We start from the raw sequence: 19,339 nt of genomic DNA on the forward strand, positions 1-19,339 counted from the left end.
GCGCGTGCCGACCCAGGAATTCAGCGGGCACAAAAAAGGCCCCGAAGGGCCTGATGGAATGCGGGCAGCAAGCTGCCTGGCTTACTTGACGGCCTTGAGGCGCTTTTCCAGGTCGTCCGAGCCGATTGCGCCGGGAACGCGCGAGCCATCGGCAAAGAAGATCGTCGGCGTGCCGGTGATCTTGTACTTGCGGCCAAATTCCATATTGCGCTGCAGCGCCGTCACGTCGCAGCTCGATGCGGCGGCGGGGGCATCGGTGCCCTTGAGCATGTGGCTGGCCCATTCCTTGGCCGGGTCCTTGGCGCACCAGATGTTGCGCGACTTCTCGACCGAGTCGGGGCTCAGGATCGGGTAGAGGAAGGTGTAGACCGTCACGTCCTTGACGTTTTGCAGGTCCTTCTCGAAGCGCTTGCAGTAGCCGCAGTTGGGGTCTTCAAAGACGGCAATCTTGCGCGAGCCATTGCCCTTGACGGTCTTGATCGCGTCCTTCAGGTTCAGGCTGTTGAAGTCCACTGCCGTCAGCTTGTTCATGCGGTCTTCGGTCAGGTTGCGGTGTGCCTGGGTGTCGATCAGCTCGCCCTGGATCAGGTAGTTGCCCTTGGCATCGCTGTAGAACAGGTCGGTGCCCACGCGCACTTCATAGAGGCCCTGCATCGGCGTGGCGCTGACTTCGTCAATCTTTTGCAGCTGGGGGATACGCTCTGCCAGCGCCTTGCGGATCGCGTCTTCTTGTGCACTGGCGGAGAAACTGGCCGCGATGGCAGCACTGGCCAATACGGTAGAGAGAATTCGCATGAGAAACCTTTTTTTGAATCTTGATGGTGAAAAGCCCAGGCACTGGCAGATACCAGTGCCTACAAGCCGCTTGACCGCACTCCGACGTCTGTCTTCGAAGCAAGCATGTGCCCCGGGACCCCTCAGGCCCGGGCCAGCGCTAAGCCCTCGCAACTATTAACATTTTGCTACCTGCAAGCGGCTTCAGGCCGAGCACAGCTTTGTACCAGATGGGCGCTAAAAGTTCACTCCCATGGCCTGGCGGGTGACCCAGGATTTCAGCGGGCCGCTGCTCTCAAAGCCGCGCATGCCCCAGTTTCTCAGGCTTTGCAAAGGCGTCTCGGGCCTGGTAAACAATTGTTGAATGCTGTCCATCGCCAAGCCGATGGGGGCCAGGCGTGCCTTGCGCTCGCGCTCATAGCGGCGCAGCAGGCGCAGGTCCGACAGGCGGCGCCAGCGCGCATCTTCGCTGGTCAGCAGGCGGGCCAGCGCGGCGATGTCGGCCATGCCCAGGTTCAGGCCCTGGCCGGCCAGGGGGTGCACGGCATGGGCACTGTCGCCGGCCAGCACCCAGCTTTGGGCGCGGGCGCTGTCTTGCAGGGCGCTACCCGGCATGGCGCCGCACCACTGGCGCGCCACCGACTGCTGCAGCGGCCAGGCGGCGCGCTCGGCGCAAACAGTGAGCTGGCCCAGCATGCCCTGGCTGGCCGATTCCAACGCCATCGCCAGGCCGGCATCGTCGAGCGCCTTGACGCCTTCGACCTGGCTGACCGGCAGCGACCAGACGACGGCCACCTCATGGCCGTCCGGGCCGCCCAGCGGCAAAAAGGCCAGAATGTCGCCGGCTGCAGAAAACCACTGGCGCGCGGCCTGGCCATGCGGGCGCTCGCAGCGCAGGCGGGTGGCGACGGCTGTCTGGTGGTAGGGGATCGTGGCAAACTCCACGCCAAATTCTTCGCGGGTGCGGCTGTGCTTGCCCTCGCAGACCACTGTCAGGGCGGCATCGACCGGGCTGCCTACCGTCTCGACCATCGGCTGGTAGCGCACGGCAGCGGCCAGTTGCGCTTCCAGCGCCGGCACATCGACGATCCAGTTCAGCGCCTGGGTATGCTGCTGAGCCGCATCAAAATGCACCTCGCCGCCCTGGTCGCCATAGACATCCATGCGGGTTACCGGCGTGGCGTGCTGGGCCTCGGGCCAGCTGCGCACCGACTGCAGCACCTCGCGCGAGAGCTGGTTGAGCGCATAGGCGCGCACATCGCCGTGGCCGCTGTTGCTGGGTGCAGGCGCCGTGTCCACCAGCGCCACGCGCATGCGCTCGCGCGCCAGCAACAATGCCAAGCTGCGGCCCACAATGCCCGCGCCACGGATACAAACGTCGAATTCTGAAGCCATAAGCGATCTATTGTAGTGGGGCACCGTGGCAGTGCAGCGCGCCTGTACGACTTGGCGCAGGGGTCTGGTCGCCGTTTGGCGCTCAGCAGGCGGTCCCTGGATGCAGGGCGGCCTTTTTATAGTTACAGTGTGCTTTGCCCCGTATCAACCCAGGCGCAGAGCAGCATGGCAAATAGCGATTTTTTTGATGTCACCGGCCATATTGGCCAATTGTGGGTTTTTCCCATCAAATCCTGTGCCGGTATCGCCGTGCAAAGCGCACGCCTGTTGGCCACAGGCCTGGAGCATGACCGGGCCTTCATGCTCGTCGATGGTCGGGGCGAATTCATCTCGCAGCGCGAAATCGCCCGCATGGTGCTGGTGCAGCCGGCCATTGCCGATGGCGTGATGACGGTCACCGCGCCGGGCATGGACCCGCTCCAGGTGGACATGGCCTTTAGCGGCCCCGAGCGGGCGGTGCGCGTCTGGGACGACCAGGTGACGGGCCTGCAGGCGCCCGATGCGGTCAATGCCTGGTTCAGCGCGTTCCTGCAGACCGAATGCACTTTGGTGCGCATGGCGCCGCAGGCGCTGCGGCTGGCGAGCAAGAAGTGGACAGGCGGGGCCGATGCGCCCACGCAGTTTGCCGATGGCTTTCCGGTGCTGGTGGTCAGCCAGGCCTCCGTCAATGAGCTCAATGAGCGCCTGCGCCAGGCGGGCGACGCGCCGGTGGTGGCTGAGCGCTTTCGCGCCAATATCATTGTCGAAGGCTTTCAGTCGCATGACGAAGACCGCATCGAGAGCCTGTCGGTGCAGCAGGGCGGCCCGGGCAGCCAGCAATGGGCCGATCTGCCGCTGGTCAAGCCCTGCGCACGCTGCCCGATCCCCGATATCGACCCGGCCACCGCTGCGAGCGGCACCAGCGTGACCGACACCTTGCAGACCTACCGCCACGATGAGCGCCTGGACGGCGCCGTCACCTTTGGTATGAATGCCTATGTGCCGGCAGGCACGGGCGGGATATTGCGGGTGGGTGATGCGGTCGGCGGTGCCTTACAGTTTGATTGAGGCTTTCCGTTGAAATACGCCTGGATTCGCGATTGCCATGCAGTCGGCTTAAAATGCCGGGTTTGTCCGAAAGAATAGAGAAAGCACTGCCATGAGCCTCAAATGCGGCATCGTCGGTTTGCCCAATGTTGGCAAGTCCACCCTTTTTAATGCGTTGACCAAGGCAGGGATTGCCGCCGAAAACTATCCTTTCTGCACGATCGAACCCAATACCGGCGTGGTGGAAGTGCCCGATCCGCGCCTGGACCAGCTGTCCAAGATCGTCGAGCCCGAGCGCGTTGTTCCGGCCATCGTGGAGTTTGTCGACATCGCCGGCCTGGTGGCAGGCGCCTCCAAGGGCGAAGGCCTGGGCAACCAGTTCCTGGCCCACATCCGCGAGACCGACGCCATCGTCAACGTCGTGCGCTGCTTCGAAGACCCGAACGTGATCCACGTGGCCAACAAGGTCGACCCGATTGCCGATATCGAAGTCATCCAGACCGAGCTGTGCCTGGCCGACCTGGCCACCGTCGAAAAAGCGCTGAACCGCTACAGCAAGGCGGCCAAGTCGGGCAACGACAAGGAAGCGGCCAAGCTGGTCTCGCTGCTGACCCCCATCCAGGCCGTGCTCGACGAGGGCAAGCCCGCCCGCATCGTGCCCGTGTCCAAGGAAGACGCGCCGCTGCTCAAGCAGTTCTGCCTGATCACCGCCAAGCCCGCGATGTTTGTCGGCAACGTCAGCGAAGACGGCTTCGAGAACAACCCGCTGCTCGACAGCCTCAAGGCCTATGCCCAAGCGCAAGGCGCGCCCGTGGTCGCCATCTGCGCCAAGATCGAGGCAGAAATGTCCGAGATGGGCGACGAAGACCGCGACATGTTCCTGCAGGAAATGGGCCTGGAAGAGCCTGGCCTCAACCGCCTGATCCGCGCCGGCTTCTCGCTGCTGGGTCTGCAAACCTACTTCACCGCCGGTGTGAAGGAAGTGCGCGCCTGGACGGTGCCCGTGGGCGCCACCGCACCCCAGGCCGCTGGCGTCATCCACGGCGACTTCGAGCGCGGCTTTATCCGTGCCCAGACCATCGCCTTTGATGACTACATCCAGTACAAGGGTGAGCAAGGCGCCAAGGAAGCGGGCAAGATGCGCGCCGAAGGCAAGGAATACATCGTCAAGGATGGCGATGTGCTGAACTTCCTCTTCAACGTCTGACCGTTTCGGCAACAACACTGCCCGCAGGCATTCGCTGCGTGCTGGCCGTCAGAACCCCCAAGCCCGCTGCAGGTCAGCGGGCTTTTTCGTGCTGCACTGCGCTCATGCGCATGGGGCAGCGCGATGGCAGAGCAACGCTGCAAGCCGTTATAAGATAGCCGCTGCTTGCGACGTAGCGCCATGTTGGCGGTCACTGCAAGCGCCGCCCCGTCCATCGATTCTTGAAAGCCCCCCTTCGGTGACCCCACCTGCCGCGATCACAAAAACCACTGCTGCGGATGCGCCCCTTGCGCAAAACGCCGCCGAGCGCGAGCAGCATTCGGTGCAGGCCGATCTGGTGGCGGTGCTGGTGGCGGTGACGGGCGGGCAGCCGCGCATATTGACCACGCAAGCGGGCGAGACGCTGCCGGCCGGGCCTTTTACCGCCAACCACCGCTCGCTGCAGGCCAGCCTGCGCGCCTGGGTGGAGACGCAGACCCACCACCCGCTGGGCTTTGTAGAGCAGCTCTACACCTTTGCCGACCGCGACCGCTCGCAGGAGCTGGGCATGCGGGCGATCTCCATCAGCTACCTAGCATTGACGCGCGAGTTGGACGATGCCGGCCAGGCCCAGCGGGGCTGGCAGGACTGGTACCGCTATTTCCCTTGGGAGGACTGGCGCAGCGGCGCGCCGGCGATGCTGGGCCAGCGCATTGCGCCTGCCTTGCAGGCTTGGAGTGAGCAGGCGGCGGACAAGGCGGCAGCCAGCGCGCGCTGGGAGCGGGCCTGTGTGAGCTTTGGCCTCGAAGGCAGCGATTGGAACGAAGAGCTGGTGCTGCAGCGCTACGAGCTGCTGTTTGAAGCGGGCCTCGTGGCTGAGGCCTGGCGCGATGGCATGGCGGCCCCCCAAGGCCAGACTTTGCTGGGCACGGCGATGCGCAATGACCACCGCCGCATTCTGGCTACTGGCATGGCGCGGCTGCGGGCCAAGATCAAGTACCGCCCGGTGGTGTTCGAGCTGATGGCCGACAGTTTCTCGCTGCTGCAGCTGCAGCAGGCGGTGGAAGCGCTGGCCGGGCGCAGCCTGCACAAGCAGAATTTTCGCCGCCTGATCGAGCAGCAGGCACTGGTCGAAGACACCGGCGAGATCAGCAGCCAGGGCGCAGGCCGCCCCGCCAAGCTGTTTCGCTTCCGCCGCAATGTGCTGGTGGAGCGGGCAGTGGCAGGCAACAAGCTGCCGCTGGCACGCGGCTGAGTACCCCAACCCCTTTTTGAAGGCCTGAGCGCAGGTGACAGGTCCCAGGGCTTCAGCGCTTGACAGTATTTATGCTCAGGTTTAGCATAAATACCCGTGCGACTGGTACAAGGCTGGTGCGCCCCTTTTTTTACTCCATAAATACTCAAAATGAGCATTAATCAAACGGCTGCGCTGCCCGTTCCTCCTCTGCCCGATGTGATGCTGGAGCCGCTGGTGCGCATGGCGCTGCTCGAAGACCTGGGCCGCGCCGGTGACCTGACGACTGACACGATAGTGCCAGCTGACGCCAGGGACAGCCTGCGCCTGGTGGCGCGGCAAGCGGGGGTGCTGGCGGGGCTGGATCTGGCGCGGCTGGCGTTCCATCTGCTCGACAGCGGCGTCGTGTTTGAGCCGCTGTGCGGCGACGGCACGGTGCTGGCGCCGGGCATGGAGATCGCCCGCATCCATGGCAAGAGCCGGGCGATCCTGACGGCCGAGCGCACGGCGCTGAACTACCTCTGCCACCTGAGCGGCGTGGCCAGCGCCACCTATGCGATTGCCCAGGCCATCCAGCCCTATGGCACGCGGGTGACCTGCACGCGCAAGACCATGCCGGGCCTGCGCGCGCTGCAAAAGTATGCCGTGCGCGTGGGTGGCGGCAGCAACCACCGCTTTGGCCTGGATGACGCCGTGCTGATCAAGGACAACCACATTGCGCTGGCTGGCGATGTGGCCACCGCCGTGGGCCGCGCCCGGGCGGGCGTCGGCCATATGGTCAAGATCGAGCTCGAGGTGGACACGCTCGCGCAGCTCGATGCCGCATTGCAGCTCGGGGTGGACGTGGTGCTGCTGGACAACATGGACCTGGAGACCCTGCGCACGGCGGTGGCCATGTGCCGGGGCAAGGCGGTGACCGAGGCCTCGGGCCGCATCACGCCCGAGACGGCGCCCCAGGTGGCCGCCACCGGGGTGGACCAGATCGCAGTGGGATGGCTCACGCACAGCGCCAAGGTGCTCGATATTGGCCTGGATGCCTGAGCTGGCCCTCTATTACCCGAACACCTGGCATAACCTGGAAGGAGGCCTGTGATGCCCCGAGTTTTCCAACGCTTTTCCTGGTGGTGGGTCGCAAGCGCCACTGTGGCCTGCATTGCAGCTGGCCTGTGGCTGGGCGGCAGCAGCATGGCGGCGGCCCGCTTTGACAAGCTCATCACCATCGTCGTGACCTTTCCGCCCGGCGGCGGCACCGACCTGCTCGCGCGCAAACTGGGCGCCGCCTTGCAGCAGCGTATCGGCCAGACCGTGGTGGTGGAAAACCGCCCCGGGGCCAGCGGCAATATTGGCGCGCGCCATGTGGCACAGGCCCCGGGCGATGGCAGCAGCTGGCTGATGGTGAACAGCTCGTTCGCGATCAACCCCGCCGTCTACCGCCAGCTCGATTTTGACCCGCGCCAGGATTTCAAGGCCGTGTTCAATGTGGGCACGATCGCGTCGGTGCTGGTGGTGCCGCAGGCCAGTGAGCTGCACAACCTGACCGATGTACGCGCTTCGGCGCAGCAGCTGCAACTGCCGTTTGCCTCTTGCGGCAATGGCACGCCACAGCACCTGGCCGGCGAAATGCTGGCCCAGGCCGCGCAGCTGCATTTGCAGCATGTGCCCTACAAGGGCTGCGGGCCGGCCATCACCGCCGTGGCCGCCGGCCAGGTCGCCATGGGCATGGTCACCGCCAGCAGCGCTGCGCCACTGATCGAGGCGGGCCGCGTGCGCGCCATTGCCATCACCGCGCCCCAGCGCCTGGCGCAGTGGCCCCAGGTTGCCACTGTGGCCGAGCAGGGCAGTGCCGGCTTCAGCGTGGAGCAGTGGCATGGTCTGTTGGCGCCTGCCGCCACCAGTGATGCCGTCGTGCAGCACATGCATGCGGAGCTGGCGCAGATTCTGGCCGAGCCTGCGATGCAGCAGTGGCTGCGCGAGCAAGGCTACACGCCGATGCAACAAAGTGCGGCCGAGTTTGGGCGGGTGATCGCCAGCGACATCGACCGCTATGCGGCCGTGGCGCAGCAGCTGGGCCTGCGGGTGGATTAGTGCGGCAGAGGTGGGCACCAGCCTCAGCGCGACTTCACGAGGGCCAGAAATGCAAAATGGTGGCCGTCATCACCAGATAGCGCAAAAACTTGCCCACCGCCATATAGAACACGCAGGGCCAGAACGGCAGGCGCAGCCAGCCGGCCACAGCGCAGAGCGGATCACCGACGATGGGCAGCCAGCTGAGCAGGCAGGCCTTGGCGCCAAACTTGCGCAGCCAGATGCGGGCCATGCGCTGGTGGCGGCTTTGCTTGTTGGGTGGCGCAGGGGGCTGGCTGGGGTCGGCGAGGTCAAGCCCAACCTTACGCAGGCTGCGGGCCTTGTACCAGGCGGTGCGGGCCAGCGCGCCGGTCCACCAGCTGATGGCGCCGCCCAGGGTATTGCCGGCGGTAGCCACCAAGATGGCCTGCCAGAACAGATCGGGGTTCAGGTGTAGCAGGCCGGCCACAGCGGGCTCGGAGCCCAGCGGCAGCAAGGTGGCCGAGATCAGGGCCACGATAAAGACCGTGCTGAGCCCGAACTGCGGCAGGGCCAGCCATGTCAGCAACTGTTGAATCCAAGCTTCCATGGCTGCCAGTGTAGCGGCTGGGGGGCGCCCGTCAGCGGCGCTGCGGGCCGCTGCCGTGTCAGCCAAGAGGCCGAAAAATCCCATCTGGACAAGCGCTTGCGGCAGCGGCGCTGGAGCGCCCACTGCGGCCGCCAAGTGCGTTGTTGGGACCTGGCCAGCGGGCGTCCCGTCGCCCATTTTTTGGGCATTCCCAAATGTCAAGCGGGTAGATTGGATGTTTGCTACTTTTTTAAGCAGTACAATCTGCCCCTTCCCCTCACCACAACAACCAGCACTTCGGTGGCGAAGTGCTCGCTTTTTGCATTCCATGTCCGTTCGCATCGGTCCCTATACTCTGGCCAACAACGTGTTTGTGGCGCCCATGGCGGGCGTGACGGACCGGCCTTTTCGCCAGCTGTGCAAGGCGCTGGGGGCGGGGTATGCGGTCAGCGAGATGGTGACCAGCCGCAAGGACTTGTGGGACAGCCTCAAGACCAGCCGCCGCGCCAACCATGCCGGCGAGCCCGGCCCGATCTCCGTGCAGATCGCAGGAACCGACGCGCCGATGATGGCGGAGGCGGCGGTCTACAACATTGAGCGCGGCGCGCAGATCATCGACATCAACATGGGTTGCCCGGCCAAGAAGGTCTGCAACAAATGGGCCGGCTCGGCGCTGATGCAAAACGAGCCGCTGGCCGTCGAGATTGCTGCAGCCGTGGTGGCGGCTGCCGCCCCCCATGGCGTGCCGGTGACCTTGAAGATGCGCACCGGCTGGAGCGATGACCACAAGAATGCCGTGCAGCTGGCGCGCCAGTTCGAGCAGGCGGGCATCCAAATGCTTACCGTGCATGGCCGCACGCGCGAGCAGGGCTACCGGGGCCTGGCCGAGTACGACACGATCCGTGCCGTCAAGCATGCGGTGTCGGTGCCGGTGGTTGCCAATGGCGATATCACCAGCCCGGCCAAGGCACGTGATGTGCTGGCCTTCACTGGTGCGGACGCGGTGATGGTGGGACGGGCGGCCCAGGGCCGCCCCTGGATTTTTCGCGAGATCGTGCATTTTCTGCAGACCGGCGAGCTGCTCGCGCCCCCCTTGGTGGCCGAGCTGCGCCGCCATCTGCTCGAGCACCTGCAGGACCACTATGCGCTGTACGGCGAGAGCACGGGCGTGCGCTCGGCGCGCAAGCACATCGCCTGGTATGTGCGCGATCTGCCGGGGGGCGATGCGTTTCGGCGCGAGATGAATGTGATTGACAACAGTGCGGCGCAATGGCAGGCCGTAGCCGATTACCTGTTAGCCCTGGGGCAACAGATGGACCGGCTGCCTGGCATGGCACCAGCACCAGAGGCCAGCGGGAGTGCGATGGCCCAAGCAACAACAATGAGTGATGACTTTGTATGAGTAAGACGACGATTGAGCAGTCCGTGCGGGACAGCCTGCAGACCTATTTTCAGGATCTGGAAGGCGAGGTGCCGGACCGCGTGTACGAGATGGTGGTGCGCATGGTGGAGCGCCCGATGCTGGAGGTGGTGATGAACCACGCCGACAACAACCAGTCGCGGGCCGCCGAATGGCTGGGCCTGAACCGCAACACGCTGCGCAAGAAGCTGGTCGAGCACAAGATGCTCTGACTCGCGCCCTGATTTCAGTGCTGCTTGCGCCCGCTGCGCATGCGGCACAAGCCTGTTTCTATCTTTGAAGTGATTGACATGAAAGCCCTGATTTCCGTTTCCGACAAAACCGGTATTGTCGAGTTTGCCCAGGCCCTGCATGCGCTGGGTGTGCAACTGCTGTCCACCGGCGGCACCGCCAAGCTGCTGGCCGACAAGGGCCTGCCCGTGACCGAAGTGGCCGAGGTCACCCGCTTCCCCGAAATGCTCGACGGCCGCGTCAAGACCCTGCACCCCATGGTGCACGGCGGCCTGCTGGCCCGCCGCGACCTGCCCGAGCACATGGCTGCGCTCAAGGAACACGGCATCGAGACCATCGACCTGCTGGTGGTGAACCTCTACCCCTTTGAAGCGACCGTTGCCAAGGCCGGCTGCACCTTGGCCGATGCCATCGAGAACATCGACATTGGTGGCCCGGCGATGGTGCGCTCCGCTGCCAAGAACTGGAAGGATGTGGGCGTGATCACCGCCGCCGACCAGTACGACGCGGTGCTCGCCGAGCTGAAGGCCGGCGGCAAGCTGAGCAACCAACTTCGCTTTGCACTGTCGGTTGCCGCTTTCAACCGCATCAGCCAGTACGATGGCGCGATCAGCAACTACCTGTCGTCGGTTACCTTCGAAGACGAAAAGCTGTCGGAAGAATACGTGCCCGAGCGCTCCGCCTTCCCCGGCCAGAGCAACAGCCAGTTCATCAAGATCCAGGACCTGCGCTATGGCGAAAACAGCCACCAGCAAGCGGCCTGGTACCGCGATCTGTACCCCGCACCCGGCTCGCTGGCCACGGGCGTGCAACTGCAAGGCAAGGAGCTGAGCTACAACAACATCGCCGATGCCGATGCCGCCTGGGAATGTGTCAAGAGCTTCGAAGTGCCCGCTTGTGTGATCGTCAAGCACGCCAACCCCTGCGGCGTGGCCGTGGGTGCCGATGCGTTCGAAGCGTACTCCAAGGCCTTCCAGACCGACCCGACCAGCGCTTTTGGCGGCATCATCGCCTTCAACCGCGCCGTCGACAAGGCTGCAGCCGAAGCCGTGTCCAAGCAGTTCGTCGAAGTGCTGATGGCCCCGGACTTCAGCGCCGAGGCGCTGGAGATCTTCAAGTCCAAGGTCAATGTGCGCCTGATGAAGATCGCACTGCCCGCTGGCGGCAACACCGACTGGGAGCAGGGCCGCAACGCCATTGAATCCAAGCGCGTGGGCTCGGGCATCCTGCTGCAATCGGCCGACAACCACGAGCTGCAACTGGCGGATCTGAAGGTCGTGACCGTCAAGCAGCCAACCCCGCAAGAACTGCAGGACCTGCTGTTTGCCTGGAAGGTGGCCAAGTTCGTCAAGTCCAATGCCATCGTGTTCTGCAAGAACGGCATGACCATGGGCGTGGGCGCGGGCCAGATGTCGCGCCTGGATTCGGCCCGTATCGCGTCGATCAAGGCGGAAGCGGCCAAGTTGTCGCTGCAGAACACCGTTGTGGCGTCAGATGCCTTCTTCCCCTTCCGTGATGGCCTGGATGTGGTGGTCGATGCCGGCGCCAGCTGCGTGGCCCAGCCTGGTGGCTCAATGCGCGACCAGGAAGTGATCGACGCCGCCAACGAGCGCGGCGTGGCCATGGTGTTCACCGGCGTGCGCCACTTCCGCCATTGATGGCACGGGCGGCGCCTGTGAGGGCGCTGCCGCTTTTCACCCAGGGCCGCGAACCTGCGCGTTCGCCCGCCCGTTTCCAGCGCTGGCCCCCGGGCCGATTCCAGCATGAGCGATTCGCAGCAACCAGACCCGCACCTCCATCCCGATTCAGAGACCGAAGCCCCGCGCCGCTCGCGCTGGCTGGGCGTGCTGATCGTGGCATTTGCGCTGGTGGTGGGCCTGGGCATGTTCAATATCGGGCGGCTGATCATCCGGCCCAAGCCCGAGGTGACGGCCGCTGACCGCCTGATCGAGGCCAGCCCGCAGCTGCAAAAGGGGCGTGAGCTGGTCACCCGCAGCAGCGACTGCATGCGCTGCCACACGATGGAGCTTGATGTGGTGGGCCCCGGCTTTCGCAATATCGCCAAGCGCTATGCGGGCCGTGACGACGCCGTGCCCTACCTGGCCGGCAAGATCCGCGAAGGCAGTGTGGGTGAGTGGGGCCGCATCGTGATGCCGCGCCACCCGCAGATCACGCAGGAGCAGGCCGAGCTGATGGCCGGCTGGCTGATGGCGCTCAGCCCCGCCAAGACGCCCGCTGCCAGCCCGCCTTGATGGCCTGCTGCACCCACGCTCTTGAGCCCGCTGTGACTGCGGGCTTTTTTATGCCCGGCGGCAATGCCCGTAGGCAGGGCCTGGAAAGGCCCAGCTTTGTAAAGCAAATCTGCGATACTGCTCCGACATAGACCTGAAGGAGGACGCATGAACTTTCCCGAATACGCCGGACACGGCGGAGGCCTGGCCGAGGCAAACAGCCGTGGCCAATTCATCAAGGCGGCCTACAGCCATCTGGCCGTAGCCATCTTGGCTTTTGCCGTGCTGTCGTTTGGCCTCTACGCCAGCGGCGCATCGTTTGCGATGCTCAAGATGCTGGGTGTCAGCAAATGGGGCTGGCTTGCGGTGATGGGCGCGTTCATGGTGGTGGGCTGGCTCGCCACTAACGCGGCGGACAATTCGGAAAGCACCGGCGTGCAGTACCTGGCGCTGGGTGGCTTTGTGTTCGCCGAGTCGCTCATTTTCGCGCCGATGCTGGCGATGGCCAGCATCATTGCGCCGGGCTCCATCCAGGCGGCATCGATCGCCACCCTGGCACTGGTCGCGGGCCTGACCTTCACCGCTTTTACCAGCAAGAAGGACTTCTCCTTCCTGGGCGGCTTCTTGAAGATCGGCGGCCTGGTGGCGATCGGCATCATCCTGGCCGGTGTCGTGTTCGGCTTCAAGCTGGGCATCTGGTTCTCCGGCGCGATGGTGCTGTTTGCCGGCGCTTGCGTGCTGTATGACACCTCGCAGATCATGCGCCACTACCCCGCAGACCGCCCCGCTGGCGCGGCCCTGCACCTGTTCGCATCGGTGGCGCTGCTGTTCTGGTATGTGCTGCGTCTGATCATGCAACTGGGTGGCAGCGACGACTGATCGCCTGCGACAGACCACAAAAAAACCTCGGCATGCCGAGGTTTTTTTTATGCCCGCCAGAAGCGCTGGCAGAGGAGGGGGACGTGGCTTACAAGGTCTTGAAGACTTCGCGGGCCGCGTCGATGGTGGCTTCGATGTCGGCATCGGTGTGCGCGCTGCTGACAAAGCCGGCCTCGTACAGTGCCGGCGCAAAGTAGTGGCCGCGCGCGAGCATGCCGTGGAAGAACTTGTTGAACAGCGGCTTGTCGCTCTTCATCACTGCCTCGTAGTGGCTGGGCAGCTCGGGCAGCAGGAAGAAGCCGAACAGGCCGCCCTGGTGGTCCACGCTGAAGGGGATGCCGGCGGCATCGGCCTCGGCCTTGAGGCCGGCCATCAGCTGGCCGGTCTTGGCATGCAGCGCTTCATGGAAGCCCGGCTGGCTGATCAGCGCCAGGGTCTGCAGACCGCAGGCGGTGGCAATGGGGTTGCCCGACAAGGTGCCGGCCTGGTAGACCGGGCCCAGCGGCGAGAGCTTTTCCATGATCTCGCGGCGCGCGCCAAAGGCGGCCATCGGCATGCCGCCGCCAATCACCTTGCCCAGGACCGTAATGTCGGGTTGGAAGCCGGTGATCTGCTGCGCATACAGGCTCTGCGCGCTGCCCAGGGCCACGCGGAAACCGGTCATCACCTCGTCGTAGATCAGCAGCGCGCCATGTTCCTTGGTCAGCTCGCTGATGCGGCGGGTAAACGCGGTGCTGGCGCGCACAAAGTTCATGTTGCCGGCAATGGGCTCCATGATCACGCAGGCGATCTGGTCGTCGTACTTGGCAAAGGCCTCTTCCAACTGGCCGATGTCGTTGTACTCCAGCACTATGGTGTCCTGCACCACATGGCTGGGCACACCGGCCGAGGACGAGGCGCCAAAGGTCGCCAGGCCCGAGCCGGCCTTGACCAGCAGCGCATCGGCGTGGCCGTGGTAGCAGCCGTTGAACTTGATGATTTTGTTGCGGCCGGTAAAGCCGCGCGCCAGGCGGATCGCGCTCATGCCCGCTTCGGTGCCGGAGCTGACCAGGCGCACCATGTCCATCGAGGGCATCAGCTTCAAGATGGCTTCGGACAGCGCGATCTCGCGCTCGGTTGGCGCGCCGAAGGAGAAGCCTTCGAGCAGCGCGGCCTGCACGGCGCTCAGCACCTGCGGGTGGCCATGGCCCAAAATCATCGGCCCCCAGGAGCCGATGTAGTCCACATACTGCTTGTCATTGGCATCGAACAGGTGCGCGCCCTGGGCGCGGGCAATGAAGGCCGGCGTGCCGCCCACCGCATTGAAGGCCCGCACGGGCGAGTTCACGCCACCGGGGATCACCTGGCGGGCACGTTCAAACAACTGGGCGTTTTTATCGATCGTCATAAGGGGCTCACATCTACACTGGCCTTGGATTGTCGGCCAAGCGGGCGCTTGGGGCTGTCAAACCGGTATTCACTGCACTGGAATGCGCAGGCTTTTGAACAGGTTTTAGAGCGGGCGGGTATCGATACCGCCACCCTCATCGGCCGCTTCGCTCTCGTCTTCTTCTTCGTCTTCGTCATCGGCATGCACCCAGAAGAGGCGGTCGGGCACAGTCTTGCCCATGCCGGGGCGCAGGCCGCCTTCGAGGCACTTGTCCAGGTAGGTCATCGCTTCGGCGGTGGCGTCGCTCAGGGGCACCTCGGTGGCCAGCAAGGCGGTGAGGGCGGCGCTCAAGGTGTCGCCCGCACCGATGTATTCGGTCTCGAACAGTTCGAACTCGCCGCTGCCGTAGATGGTGTCGGCCGAGGCGAGGACGTTTTCCACATGCTGGTCGTGGGCGGGGATGCCGGTGACCAGCACAAAGGGCACGCCGTGGTCGGCGGCGGCTTTGGCAATGTCACGGGGGCTGGGGCGGTGCTCGGAAGTGCGATCGGGCAAAAGCCAGCGCCACAGCAGGCCATAGGCACCCACCAGTACGGTCACCTGGGGCAGCAGCAGCTCTTGGTAGGCGTCCAGGTAGTCGTCGATCAGTTCGCTGTCCCACCAGGCCATGCCGGCCACATAGGCCACCACCGGAACATCCGGGTAGTCGTTCGTTACTTCTGCACACACCCTGATGTTTTCGATCGAGCCCAGGAAGCCCAATTTGATCGCGCGGATGGGAATATCCTGCAATATGGTCTGCGCCTGTTGTTGTACCGCATCATCAGAGAGCGGATAAAAGTCGATGGTGTCGAGGGTGTCACGGATCAAGGCACCGGTGACCACGGTGCAGGGGTGGCCGCCCATGGAGGCCACGGCCAGCGCATCGGCATTGGTGCCGCCTGCGCCACTGGGGTCATTGGCGTTGATGCACAGGATACTGGCGGTATCGATCGTGGCGGCCAACGTGCTCTCACTCGGGCTGGATTCTGGCTGGTTTGTCAAGGAGGATGTCATAGGTCAACGAGATAAGGCACATTGGTACGGGAATCACCGTTAAATCTGTGTTGAAAAGCTACAATCGTTGCATTCTATGTAAAGCCTCTGTAAGCTTTTCAAAATTAGGAGCAGGGACGACGGATGCAGTGTACGCGCTGTGGTGCAAAATGCATCTCCAGCACATGCGGATTCGTCGAAAGAAAAATTGCCATAGGGCGTATGTGTTCAATGCAAACGGGTGGGAGGGGCTTTGTCAGCCTTGGCTGCCGCGTGCATTCACATTTCATGACATGCAATGAGGAGGGTGGCCGGTGACAGTTTCCGCAGACAACTTCAAGGTATTGGTGGTCGACGATAGCAATACCATTCGCAGAAGTGCTGAGATTTTTCTCAAGCAGGGCGGCTATGAGGTGCTGCTTGCCGAAGACGGCTTCGACGCCCTCTCCAAAATCAACGATTTCAAGCCGGACATGGTGTTTTGCGACATCCTGATGCCAAAACTGGACGGCTACCAAACCTGCGCCATCGTCAAGCGCAATGATGCTTTTGCATCGACACCCGTGGTCATGCTGTCGTCCAAGGACGGCGTCTTTGACAAGGCCCGGGGACGAATGGTGGGGTGTGAAGACTACCTCACCAAGCCATTTACCAAAGATCAATTACTGGAAACCGTCGGACGTTTCGTTGCCGAGCGTTAAGGAGGGGTCGTGCCTATTCAAAAAGTTCTTATCGTTGATGACTCAAAAACTGAATTGATGTTTTTGAGCGATCTGCTTGTACGCCAGGGTATGGTGGTGCGCACTGCGCAAAACTCGGACGAGGCGATGCTGCGCCTGTCGGAAGACCGCCCTGACCTGATTCTGATGGACGTGGTGATGCCCGGACAGAACGGTTTTCAGCTGACCCGTCTGATCACCCGCAGCCCCGAGTATGCGGATATCCCGATCATCATGTGCACCAGCAAGAACCAGGAAACCGACCGGGTCTGGGGCATGCGCCAGGGCGCGCGTGGCTATGTGACCAAACCGGTGGATCCGGCCGAACTCAAGGCCAAGATCGAGGCACTGGGATAAGGCATGGCACAGCGCGAAGACTTGCGAGAGCTGCAAACCCGGCTGGCCGATCGTCTGAGCCAGGCACGCAACCAGACCGCAGTAGGTGCCTCGTGGTTGGCCGTCAAGATCAGTGGCAAGAACTTTCTGCTGCCTTTGAGCCAGTCTGGCGAAGTGCTGGGCTGGAGCGGGGTGGAGCCTGTACCCTACACCAAACCCTGGATGCTCGGCGTGACCAGCATTCGGGGTATTTTGTTGACGGTGGTGGATTTGGCCCGCATGCTGGGCCTGCCCGTCGCGCGCAGTGAGCAGGTGTTTGCCGGGGCCTCGGTGGTCGCGCTCAATCCCATGATGGGCGTCAATGCCGCACTGTTTGTCGAGCAGCTCGAAGGCTTGCGCGGCAGCAATGATTTTTCGCAATCCAAAGACAAACCGGCCGATGCGCCGGAATTTTTTGGTGCGTTGTACCTATCCGCCAATGGCGAGCAGTGGCAGGAACTCAACCTGCAGCTGCTGGCCAATGCGCCCGATTTTCTCGATATCACGGTTTAGTGCGGGGCTTCCGCGGCTTCATCCTTTTCGGTATTTGTATGTTCAACAAATTATTCAAACGCAAAGAAGACGTGGCAGACCCAGGTGTCAGCATCTTCCCAGATGGTGACCAGGTAATGCTCTCCGAAGGCTCGACCGGTGACGGCGTGCCGCCCGCCAAGACGGCGGCAAGCGCCTCGGGCGCTGCGGTGCAGGATGACTACATGGCCCAGCTGGTCGAAGGCGATACCGCCAGCGAAGACCTGGTGACCTTGCCCATTCTGGGCGCCGCGCCGGCTGCCAAGCACCAGAAGACCTTGCTGACCATCGTGGTCGTCGGTCTGGTGGTGTTCTTTGGCCTGGCGGTGTGGGCGATTTTGCAGTCGCGCACCACTGGTGGCCAGCTGGCCGCGACCGGCCAGGCTCTGACCCAGTCGCAGCGTCTGGCCAAATCGGTGGGCCAGGCCGTCAACGGTAACGAGCAGGCGTTTGCCGAAGTGGCAGAAGCCTCGTCGATTCTGAAAAAGAACATCGACGGCCTGAACATGGGCTCGGACGACCCGGCCATCAAGGCGCTGGGCAGCTCCTACGCCGATGTGCTGGCGCCGCTGGTGGAAGCCTCTGACCGTACCGCAAGCAAGAGCGATGCCGTGGTCAAGCAAAAGGCCTCGCTGGTCGCGATGAACAAGGACTTGCAGGCGATTCACAAGAACACCCAGACCCTGCTGGAGCTGAGCGAGGCGGTGGTGAGCCTGAAGCTGCAGCAAGCAGCACCGACCGCTGAAATTGCCGCCGCCAGCCAGCTGGCCATGCTGACCCAGCGTATCGGCAAGTCGGCCAACGACTTCCAAAGCGCCTCCGGTGCCAATGCCGAAGCGGTGTTCCTGCTGGGCAAGGACTTGAACACCTTCAAGGAAATCGTCGCCGGCCTGCTCAACGGCAGTGCCGAGCTGCGCCTGAGCCCCGCCCGTGACGGCGCCGTGCGCGACAAGCTGCTGGAGCTGTCGACCCAGTACGACATCACCTTGAAGGACGGCTCCTCGGTGCTGAGCAACCTCAAGGGCATCTCGGAGGCCCGTGAGGCCGAAGTCTCGATCCAGTCGGCCAGCGATCCGCTGCGCAAGGGCCTGGAAGTGTTGCAGGCAGATCTAAACAGCTGGTCCGACCGCGTCTGGCTGTACCTGGTGGGCATTGTGCTGGCCGCCTTGCTGGTGGGCCTGGGTGTCTGGGGCCTGGTGCGTCTGCAGCTGGCAGACAGCTTGAACCGCCGCCGCTCTGCCGAATCGCTGCAGCAAGAAGCAACCCGCCAGGAGCAGGAGGCCAAGCGCCTCAACGACGCCAACCAGGCGGCTATTTTGCGCCTGATGAACGAGTTGCAGTCCGTCGCTGAAGGGGATCTGACCCAGGAAGCGACCGTGACCGAGGACATCACCGGCGCGATTGCCGACTCGGTGAACTACACGGTGGAAGAGCTGCGCATGCTGGTGGGCAGCGTGCAGAACACGGCGACCCGCGTGGCGCAAACCACGTCGACGGTGGATGCCACCTCGACCGAACTGCTGGCCGCCTCGACCGAGCAGCTGCGCGAGATTCGCGAAACCGGCAAGTCCATTTTGGACATGGCAACCCGTATTAACCTCGTGTCCTCGCAGGCGCAGGAATCGGCCTCGGTGGCGCGCAAATCGCTGATGGCTGCCGAGTCCGGTCTGCAGGCCGTGGAAAACGCGATCGGTGGTATGAACTCTATCCGTGACCAGATCCAGGACACCTCCAAGCGTATCAAGCGCCTGGGCGAGTCCTCGCAAGAGATTGGTGAAATTACCGACCTGATCTCGGACATTACCGAACAGACCAACGTGCTGGCGTTGAACGCGGCCATTCAGGCTGCGTCCGCAGGTGAAGCCGGTCGCGGCTTCTCGGTGGTGGCCGAAGAAGTGCAGCGCCTGGCTGAACGCTCTGCGGATGCAACGCGCCAGATCTCGGTGCTGGTGAAGGCGATTCAGACCGACACCCAGGACGCGGTGGCCGCTATGGAACGCTCGACCCAGGGTGTGGTGGAAGGGGCCCGTCTGTCAGACAGCGCCGGTACGGCACTGGCGGAGATTGACCGTGTGTCGCGTGAGCTGGCAGATCTGATTCAACAGATTTCGCGTTCCGCGTCCGATGAAGCCGTTCAGGCCAATGATGTGGCGGAGAATATCCAGCATATTTTTGCGGTGACGGAGCAGACCAGTGATGGCACCCGTACCACGGCGCAGCAGGTGCGTGAGCTGTCGCAAATGGCCGAGGAGCTGCGCCAGTCGGTGTCTCGGTTCAAGATTGCCTGACCCCATGCCTGCTG

Annotated in this window: 19 protein-coding genes; 14 read left to right on the forward strand and 5 right to left on the reverse strand. The window is 63.6% G+C overall.

Annotated elements, in window-relative coordinates:
• Positions 1 to 81: 81 nt before the first annotated feature.
• Positions 82 to 795 carry a DsbC family protein gene (locus N4T19_RS20875; RefSeq protein WP_021027301.1) on the reverse strand — a complete coding sequence of 238 codons (714 nt, stop codon included), beginning with the start codon at positions 793 to 795 and terminating at the stop codon, positions 82 to 84.
• Between the two features lie 216 nt (positions 796 to 1,011).
• A complete protein-coding gene (locus tag N4T19_RS20880) occupies positions 1,012 to 2,169 on the reverse strand; it encodes an FAD-dependent monooxygenase (protein WP_260718924.1) in 1,158 nt (385 codons plus the stop codon).
• A 165-nt stretch (positions 2,170 to 2,334) separates the two neighbouring features.
• Here N4T19_RS20880 and N4T19_RS20885 point away from each other — a divergent pair, with 165 nt between their 5' ends.
• The 5 genes from N4T19_RS20885 to N4T19_RS20905 all read left to right on the forward strand — a co-directional run bounded on the left by N4T19_RS20885 (position 2,335) and on the right by N4T19_RS20905 (position 7,700).
• Positions 2,335 to 3,216: an MOSC domain-containing protein gene (locus N4T19_RS20885; RefSeq protein ID WP_260718925.1), complete on the forward strand. Its 882-nt coding sequence runs from the start codon at positions 2,335 to 2,337 to the stop codon at positions 3,214 to 3,216.
• A gap of 91 nt (positions 3,217 to 3,307) precedes the next feature.
• Positions 3,308 to 4,402, forward strand: a complete 1,095-nt coding sequence (gene ychF / locus N4T19_RS20890; RefSeq protein WP_116924619.1) for a redox-regulated ATPase YchF — start codon at positions 3,308 to 3,310, stop codon at positions 4,400 to 4,402.
• A 322-nt stretch (positions 4,403 to 4,724) separates the two neighbouring features.
• On the forward strand, positions 4,725 to 5,636 hold the full coding sequence (locus N4T19_RS20895; protein WP_232539653.1) for an NUDIX hydrolase: 912 nt from the start codon (positions 4,725 to 4,727) through the stop codon (positions 5,634 to 5,636).
• 150 nt (positions 5,637 to 5,786) lie between these two features.
• Positions 5,787 to 6,656, forward strand: a complete 870-nt coding sequence (nadC, locus tag N4T19_RS20900; protein WP_116924631.1) for a carboxylating nicotinate-nucleotide diphosphorylase — start codon at positions 5,787 to 5,789, stop codon at positions 6,654 to 6,656.
• 51 nt (positions 6,657 to 6,707) lie between these two features.
• Complete coding sequence (locus N4T19_RS20905; protein WP_409935132.1) at positions 6,708 to 7,700, forward strand: tripartite tricarboxylate transporter substrate binding protein; 993 nt, start codon at positions 6,708 to 6,710, stop codon at positions 7,698 to 7,700.
• Between the two features lie 34 nt (positions 7,701 to 7,734).
• On the opposite strand, the gene N4T19_RS20910 is transcribed toward N4T19_RS20905, so the two are convergent.
• Positions 7,735 to 8,268, reverse strand: a complete 534-nt coding sequence (locus N4T19_RS20910; protein ID WP_182345060.1) for a YqaA family protein — start codon at positions 8,266 to 8,268, stop codon at positions 7,735 to 7,737.
• 307 nt (positions 8,269 to 8,575) lie between these two features.
• On the opposite strand from N4T19_RS20910, the gene dusB reads away from it, so the two are divergent.
• From dusB to N4T19_RS20935, 5 genes are all read left to right on the forward strand, one after another.
• Positions 8,576 to 9,649 carry a tRNA dihydrouridine synthase DusB gene (gene dusB / locus N4T19_RS20915; RefSeq protein WP_260718926.1) on the forward strand — a complete coding sequence of 358 codons (1,074 nt, stop codon included), beginning with the start codon at positions 8,576 to 8,578 and terminating at the stop codon, positions 9,647 to 9,649.
• Positions 9,646 to 9,879: a Fis family transcriptional regulator gene (locus N4T19_RS20920; RefSeq protein ID WP_021027292.1), complete on the forward strand. Its 234-nt coding sequence runs from the start codon at positions 9,646 to 9,648 to the stop codon at positions 9,877 to 9,879. The genes dusB and N4T19_RS20920 overlap by 4 nt, the downstream gene beginning before the upstream one ends.
• 78 nt (positions 9,880 to 9,957) lie before the next feature.
• Complete coding sequence (gene purH / locus N4T19_RS20925) at positions 9,958 to 11,556, forward strand: bifunctional phosphoribosylaminoimidazolecarboxamide formyltransferase/IMP cyclohydrolase (RefSeq protein WP_260718927.1); 1,599 nt, start codon at positions 9,958 to 9,960, stop codon at positions 11,554 to 11,556.
• A gap of 105 nt (positions 11,557 to 11,661) precedes the next feature.
• Positions 11,662 to 12,150, forward strand: a complete 489-nt coding sequence (locus tag N4T19_RS20930; RefSeq protein ID WP_116924634.1) for a c-type cytochrome — start codon at positions 11,662 to 11,664, stop codon at positions 12,148 to 12,150.
• A gap of 147 nt (positions 12,151 to 12,297) precedes the next feature.
• The gene (locus N4T19_RS20935; protein ID WP_116924635.1) at positions 12,298 to 13,008 is read left to right on the forward strand and encodes a Bax inhibitor-1/YccA family protein; all 711 of its coding nucleotides are present in this window, start codon (positions 12,298 to 12,300) and stop codon (positions 13,006 to 13,008) included.
• Positions 13,009 to 13,096: 88 nt separating this feature from the next.
• Here the strand turns inward: N4T19_RS20935 and hemL are convergent, their stop codons facing one another.
• The gene (gene hemL / locus N4T19_RS20940) at positions 13,097 to 14,395 is read right to left on the reverse strand and encodes a glutamate-1-semialdehyde 2,1-aminomutase (protein ID WP_260718928.1); all 1,299 of its coding nucleotides are present in this window, start codon (positions 14,393 to 14,395) and stop codon (positions 13,097 to 13,099) included.
• A 105-nt stretch (positions 14,396 to 14,500) separates the two neighbouring features.
• Positions 14,501 to 15,421: a bifunctional hydroxymethylpyrimidine kinase/phosphomethylpyrimidine kinase gene (gene thiD, locus N4T19_RS20945; RefSeq protein WP_260718929.1), complete on the reverse strand. Its 921-nt coding sequence runs from the start codon at positions 15,419 to 15,421 to the stop codon at positions 14,501 to 14,503.
• Positions 15,422 to 15,726: 305 nt separating this feature from the next.
• Between thiD and N4T19_RS20950 the strand changes: the two genes are divergently transcribed.
• Genes N4T19_RS20950 through N4T19_RS20965 form a run of 4 tightly spaced genes read left to right on the forward strand, consistent with a single transcriptional unit; the run spans position 15,727 to position 19,325 of the window.
• A complete protein-coding gene (locus N4T19_RS20950) occupies positions 15,727 to 16,113 on the forward strand; it encodes a response regulator (RefSeq protein WP_021027286.1) in 387 nt (128 codons plus the stop codon).
• Positions 16,114 to 16,122: 9 nt separating this feature from the next.
• Positions 16,123 to 16,488 (forward strand): response regulator, encoded by a 366-nt coding sequence (locus tag N4T19_RS20955; protein ID WP_021027285.1) that lies wholly within the window; start codon positions 16,123 to 16,125, stop codon positions 16,486 to 16,488.
• Between the two features lie 3 nt (positions 16,489 to 16,491).
• Complete coding sequence (locus N4T19_RS20960; protein WP_021027284.1) at positions 16,492 to 17,019, forward strand: chemotaxis protein CheW; 528 nt, start codon at positions 16,492 to 16,494, stop codon at positions 17,017 to 17,019.
• 38 nt (positions 17,020 to 17,057) lie between these two features.
• The gene (locus tag N4T19_RS20965) at positions 17,058 to 19,325 is read left to right on the forward strand and encodes a methyl-accepting chemotaxis protein (RefSeq protein ID WP_232539538.1); all 2,268 of its coding nucleotides are present in this window, start codon (positions 17,058 to 17,060) and stop codon (positions 19,323 to 19,325) included.
• Positions 19,326 to 19,339 lie beyond the last annotated feature (14 nt).

Source organism: Comamonas squillarum (genome assembly GCF_025309455.1).
Taxonomy (GTDB): Bacteria; Pseudomonadota; Gammaproteobacteria; order Burkholderiales; family Burkholderiaceae_C; genus Comamonas; species Comamonas squillarum.

Bases quoted from the DNA above. Each gene is read 5' to 3' on its own strand.
- N4T19_RS20920 (WP_021027292.1), top strand. From the start codon at position 9,646: ATGAGTAAGACGACGATTGAGCAGTCCGTGCGGGACAGCCTGCAGACC.
- N4T19_RS20935 (WP_116924635.1), top strand. From the start codon at position 12,298: ATGAACTTTCCCGAATACGCCGGACACGGCGGAGGCCTGGCCGAGGCA.
- hemL (WP_260718928.1), bottom strand. From the start codon at position 14,395: ATGACGATCGATAAAAACGCCCAGTTGTTTGAACGTGCCCGCCAGGTG.
- N4T19_RS20965 (WP_232539538.1), top strand. From the start codon at position 17,058: ATGTTCAACAAATTATTCAAACGCAAAGAAGACGTGGCAGACCCAGGT.
- dusB (WP_260718926.1), top strand. From the start codon at position 8,576: ATGTCCGTTCGCATCGGTCCCTATACTCTGGCCAACAACGTGTTTGTG.
- purH (WP_260718927.1), top strand. From the start codon at position 9,958: ATGAAAGCCCTGATTTCCGTTTCCGACAAAACCGGTATTGTCGAGTTT.
- N4T19_RS20880 (WP_260718924.1), bottom strand. From the start codon at position 2,169: ATGGCTTCAGAATTCGACGTTTGTATCCGTGGCGCGGGCATTGTGGGC.
- N4T19_RS20905 (WP_409935132.1), top strand. From the start codon at position 6,708: ATGCCCCGAGTTTTCCAACGCTTTTCCTGGTGGTGGGTCGCAAGCGCC.
- N4T19_RS20960 (WP_021027284.1), top strand. From the start codon at position 16,492: ATGGCACAGCGCGAAGACTTGCGAGAGCTGCAAACCCGGCTGGCCGAT.
- ychF (WP_116924619.1), top strand. From the start codon at position 3,308: ATGAGCCTCAAATGCGGCATCGTCGGTTTGCCCAATGTTGGCAAGTCC.
- N4T19_RS20875 (WP_021027301.1), bottom strand. From the start codon at position 795: ATGCGAATTCTCTCTACCGTATTGGCCAGTGCTGCCATCGCGGCCAGT.
- N4T19_RS20910 (WP_182345060.1), bottom strand. From the start codon at position 8,268: ATGGAAGCTTGGATTCAACAGTTGCTGACATGGCTGGCCCTGCCGCAG.
- nadC (WP_116924631.1), top strand. From the start codon at position 5,787: ATGAGCATTAATCAAACGGCTGCGCTGCCCGTTCCTCCTCTGCCCGAT.
- N4T19_RS20885 (WP_260718925.1), top strand. From the start codon at position 2,335: ATGGCAAATAGCGATTTTTTTGATGTCACCGGCCATATTGGCCAATTG.
- N4T19_RS20930 (WP_116924634.1), top strand. From the start codon at position 11,662: ATGAGCGATTCGCAGCAACCAGACCCGCACCTCCATCCCGATTCAGAG.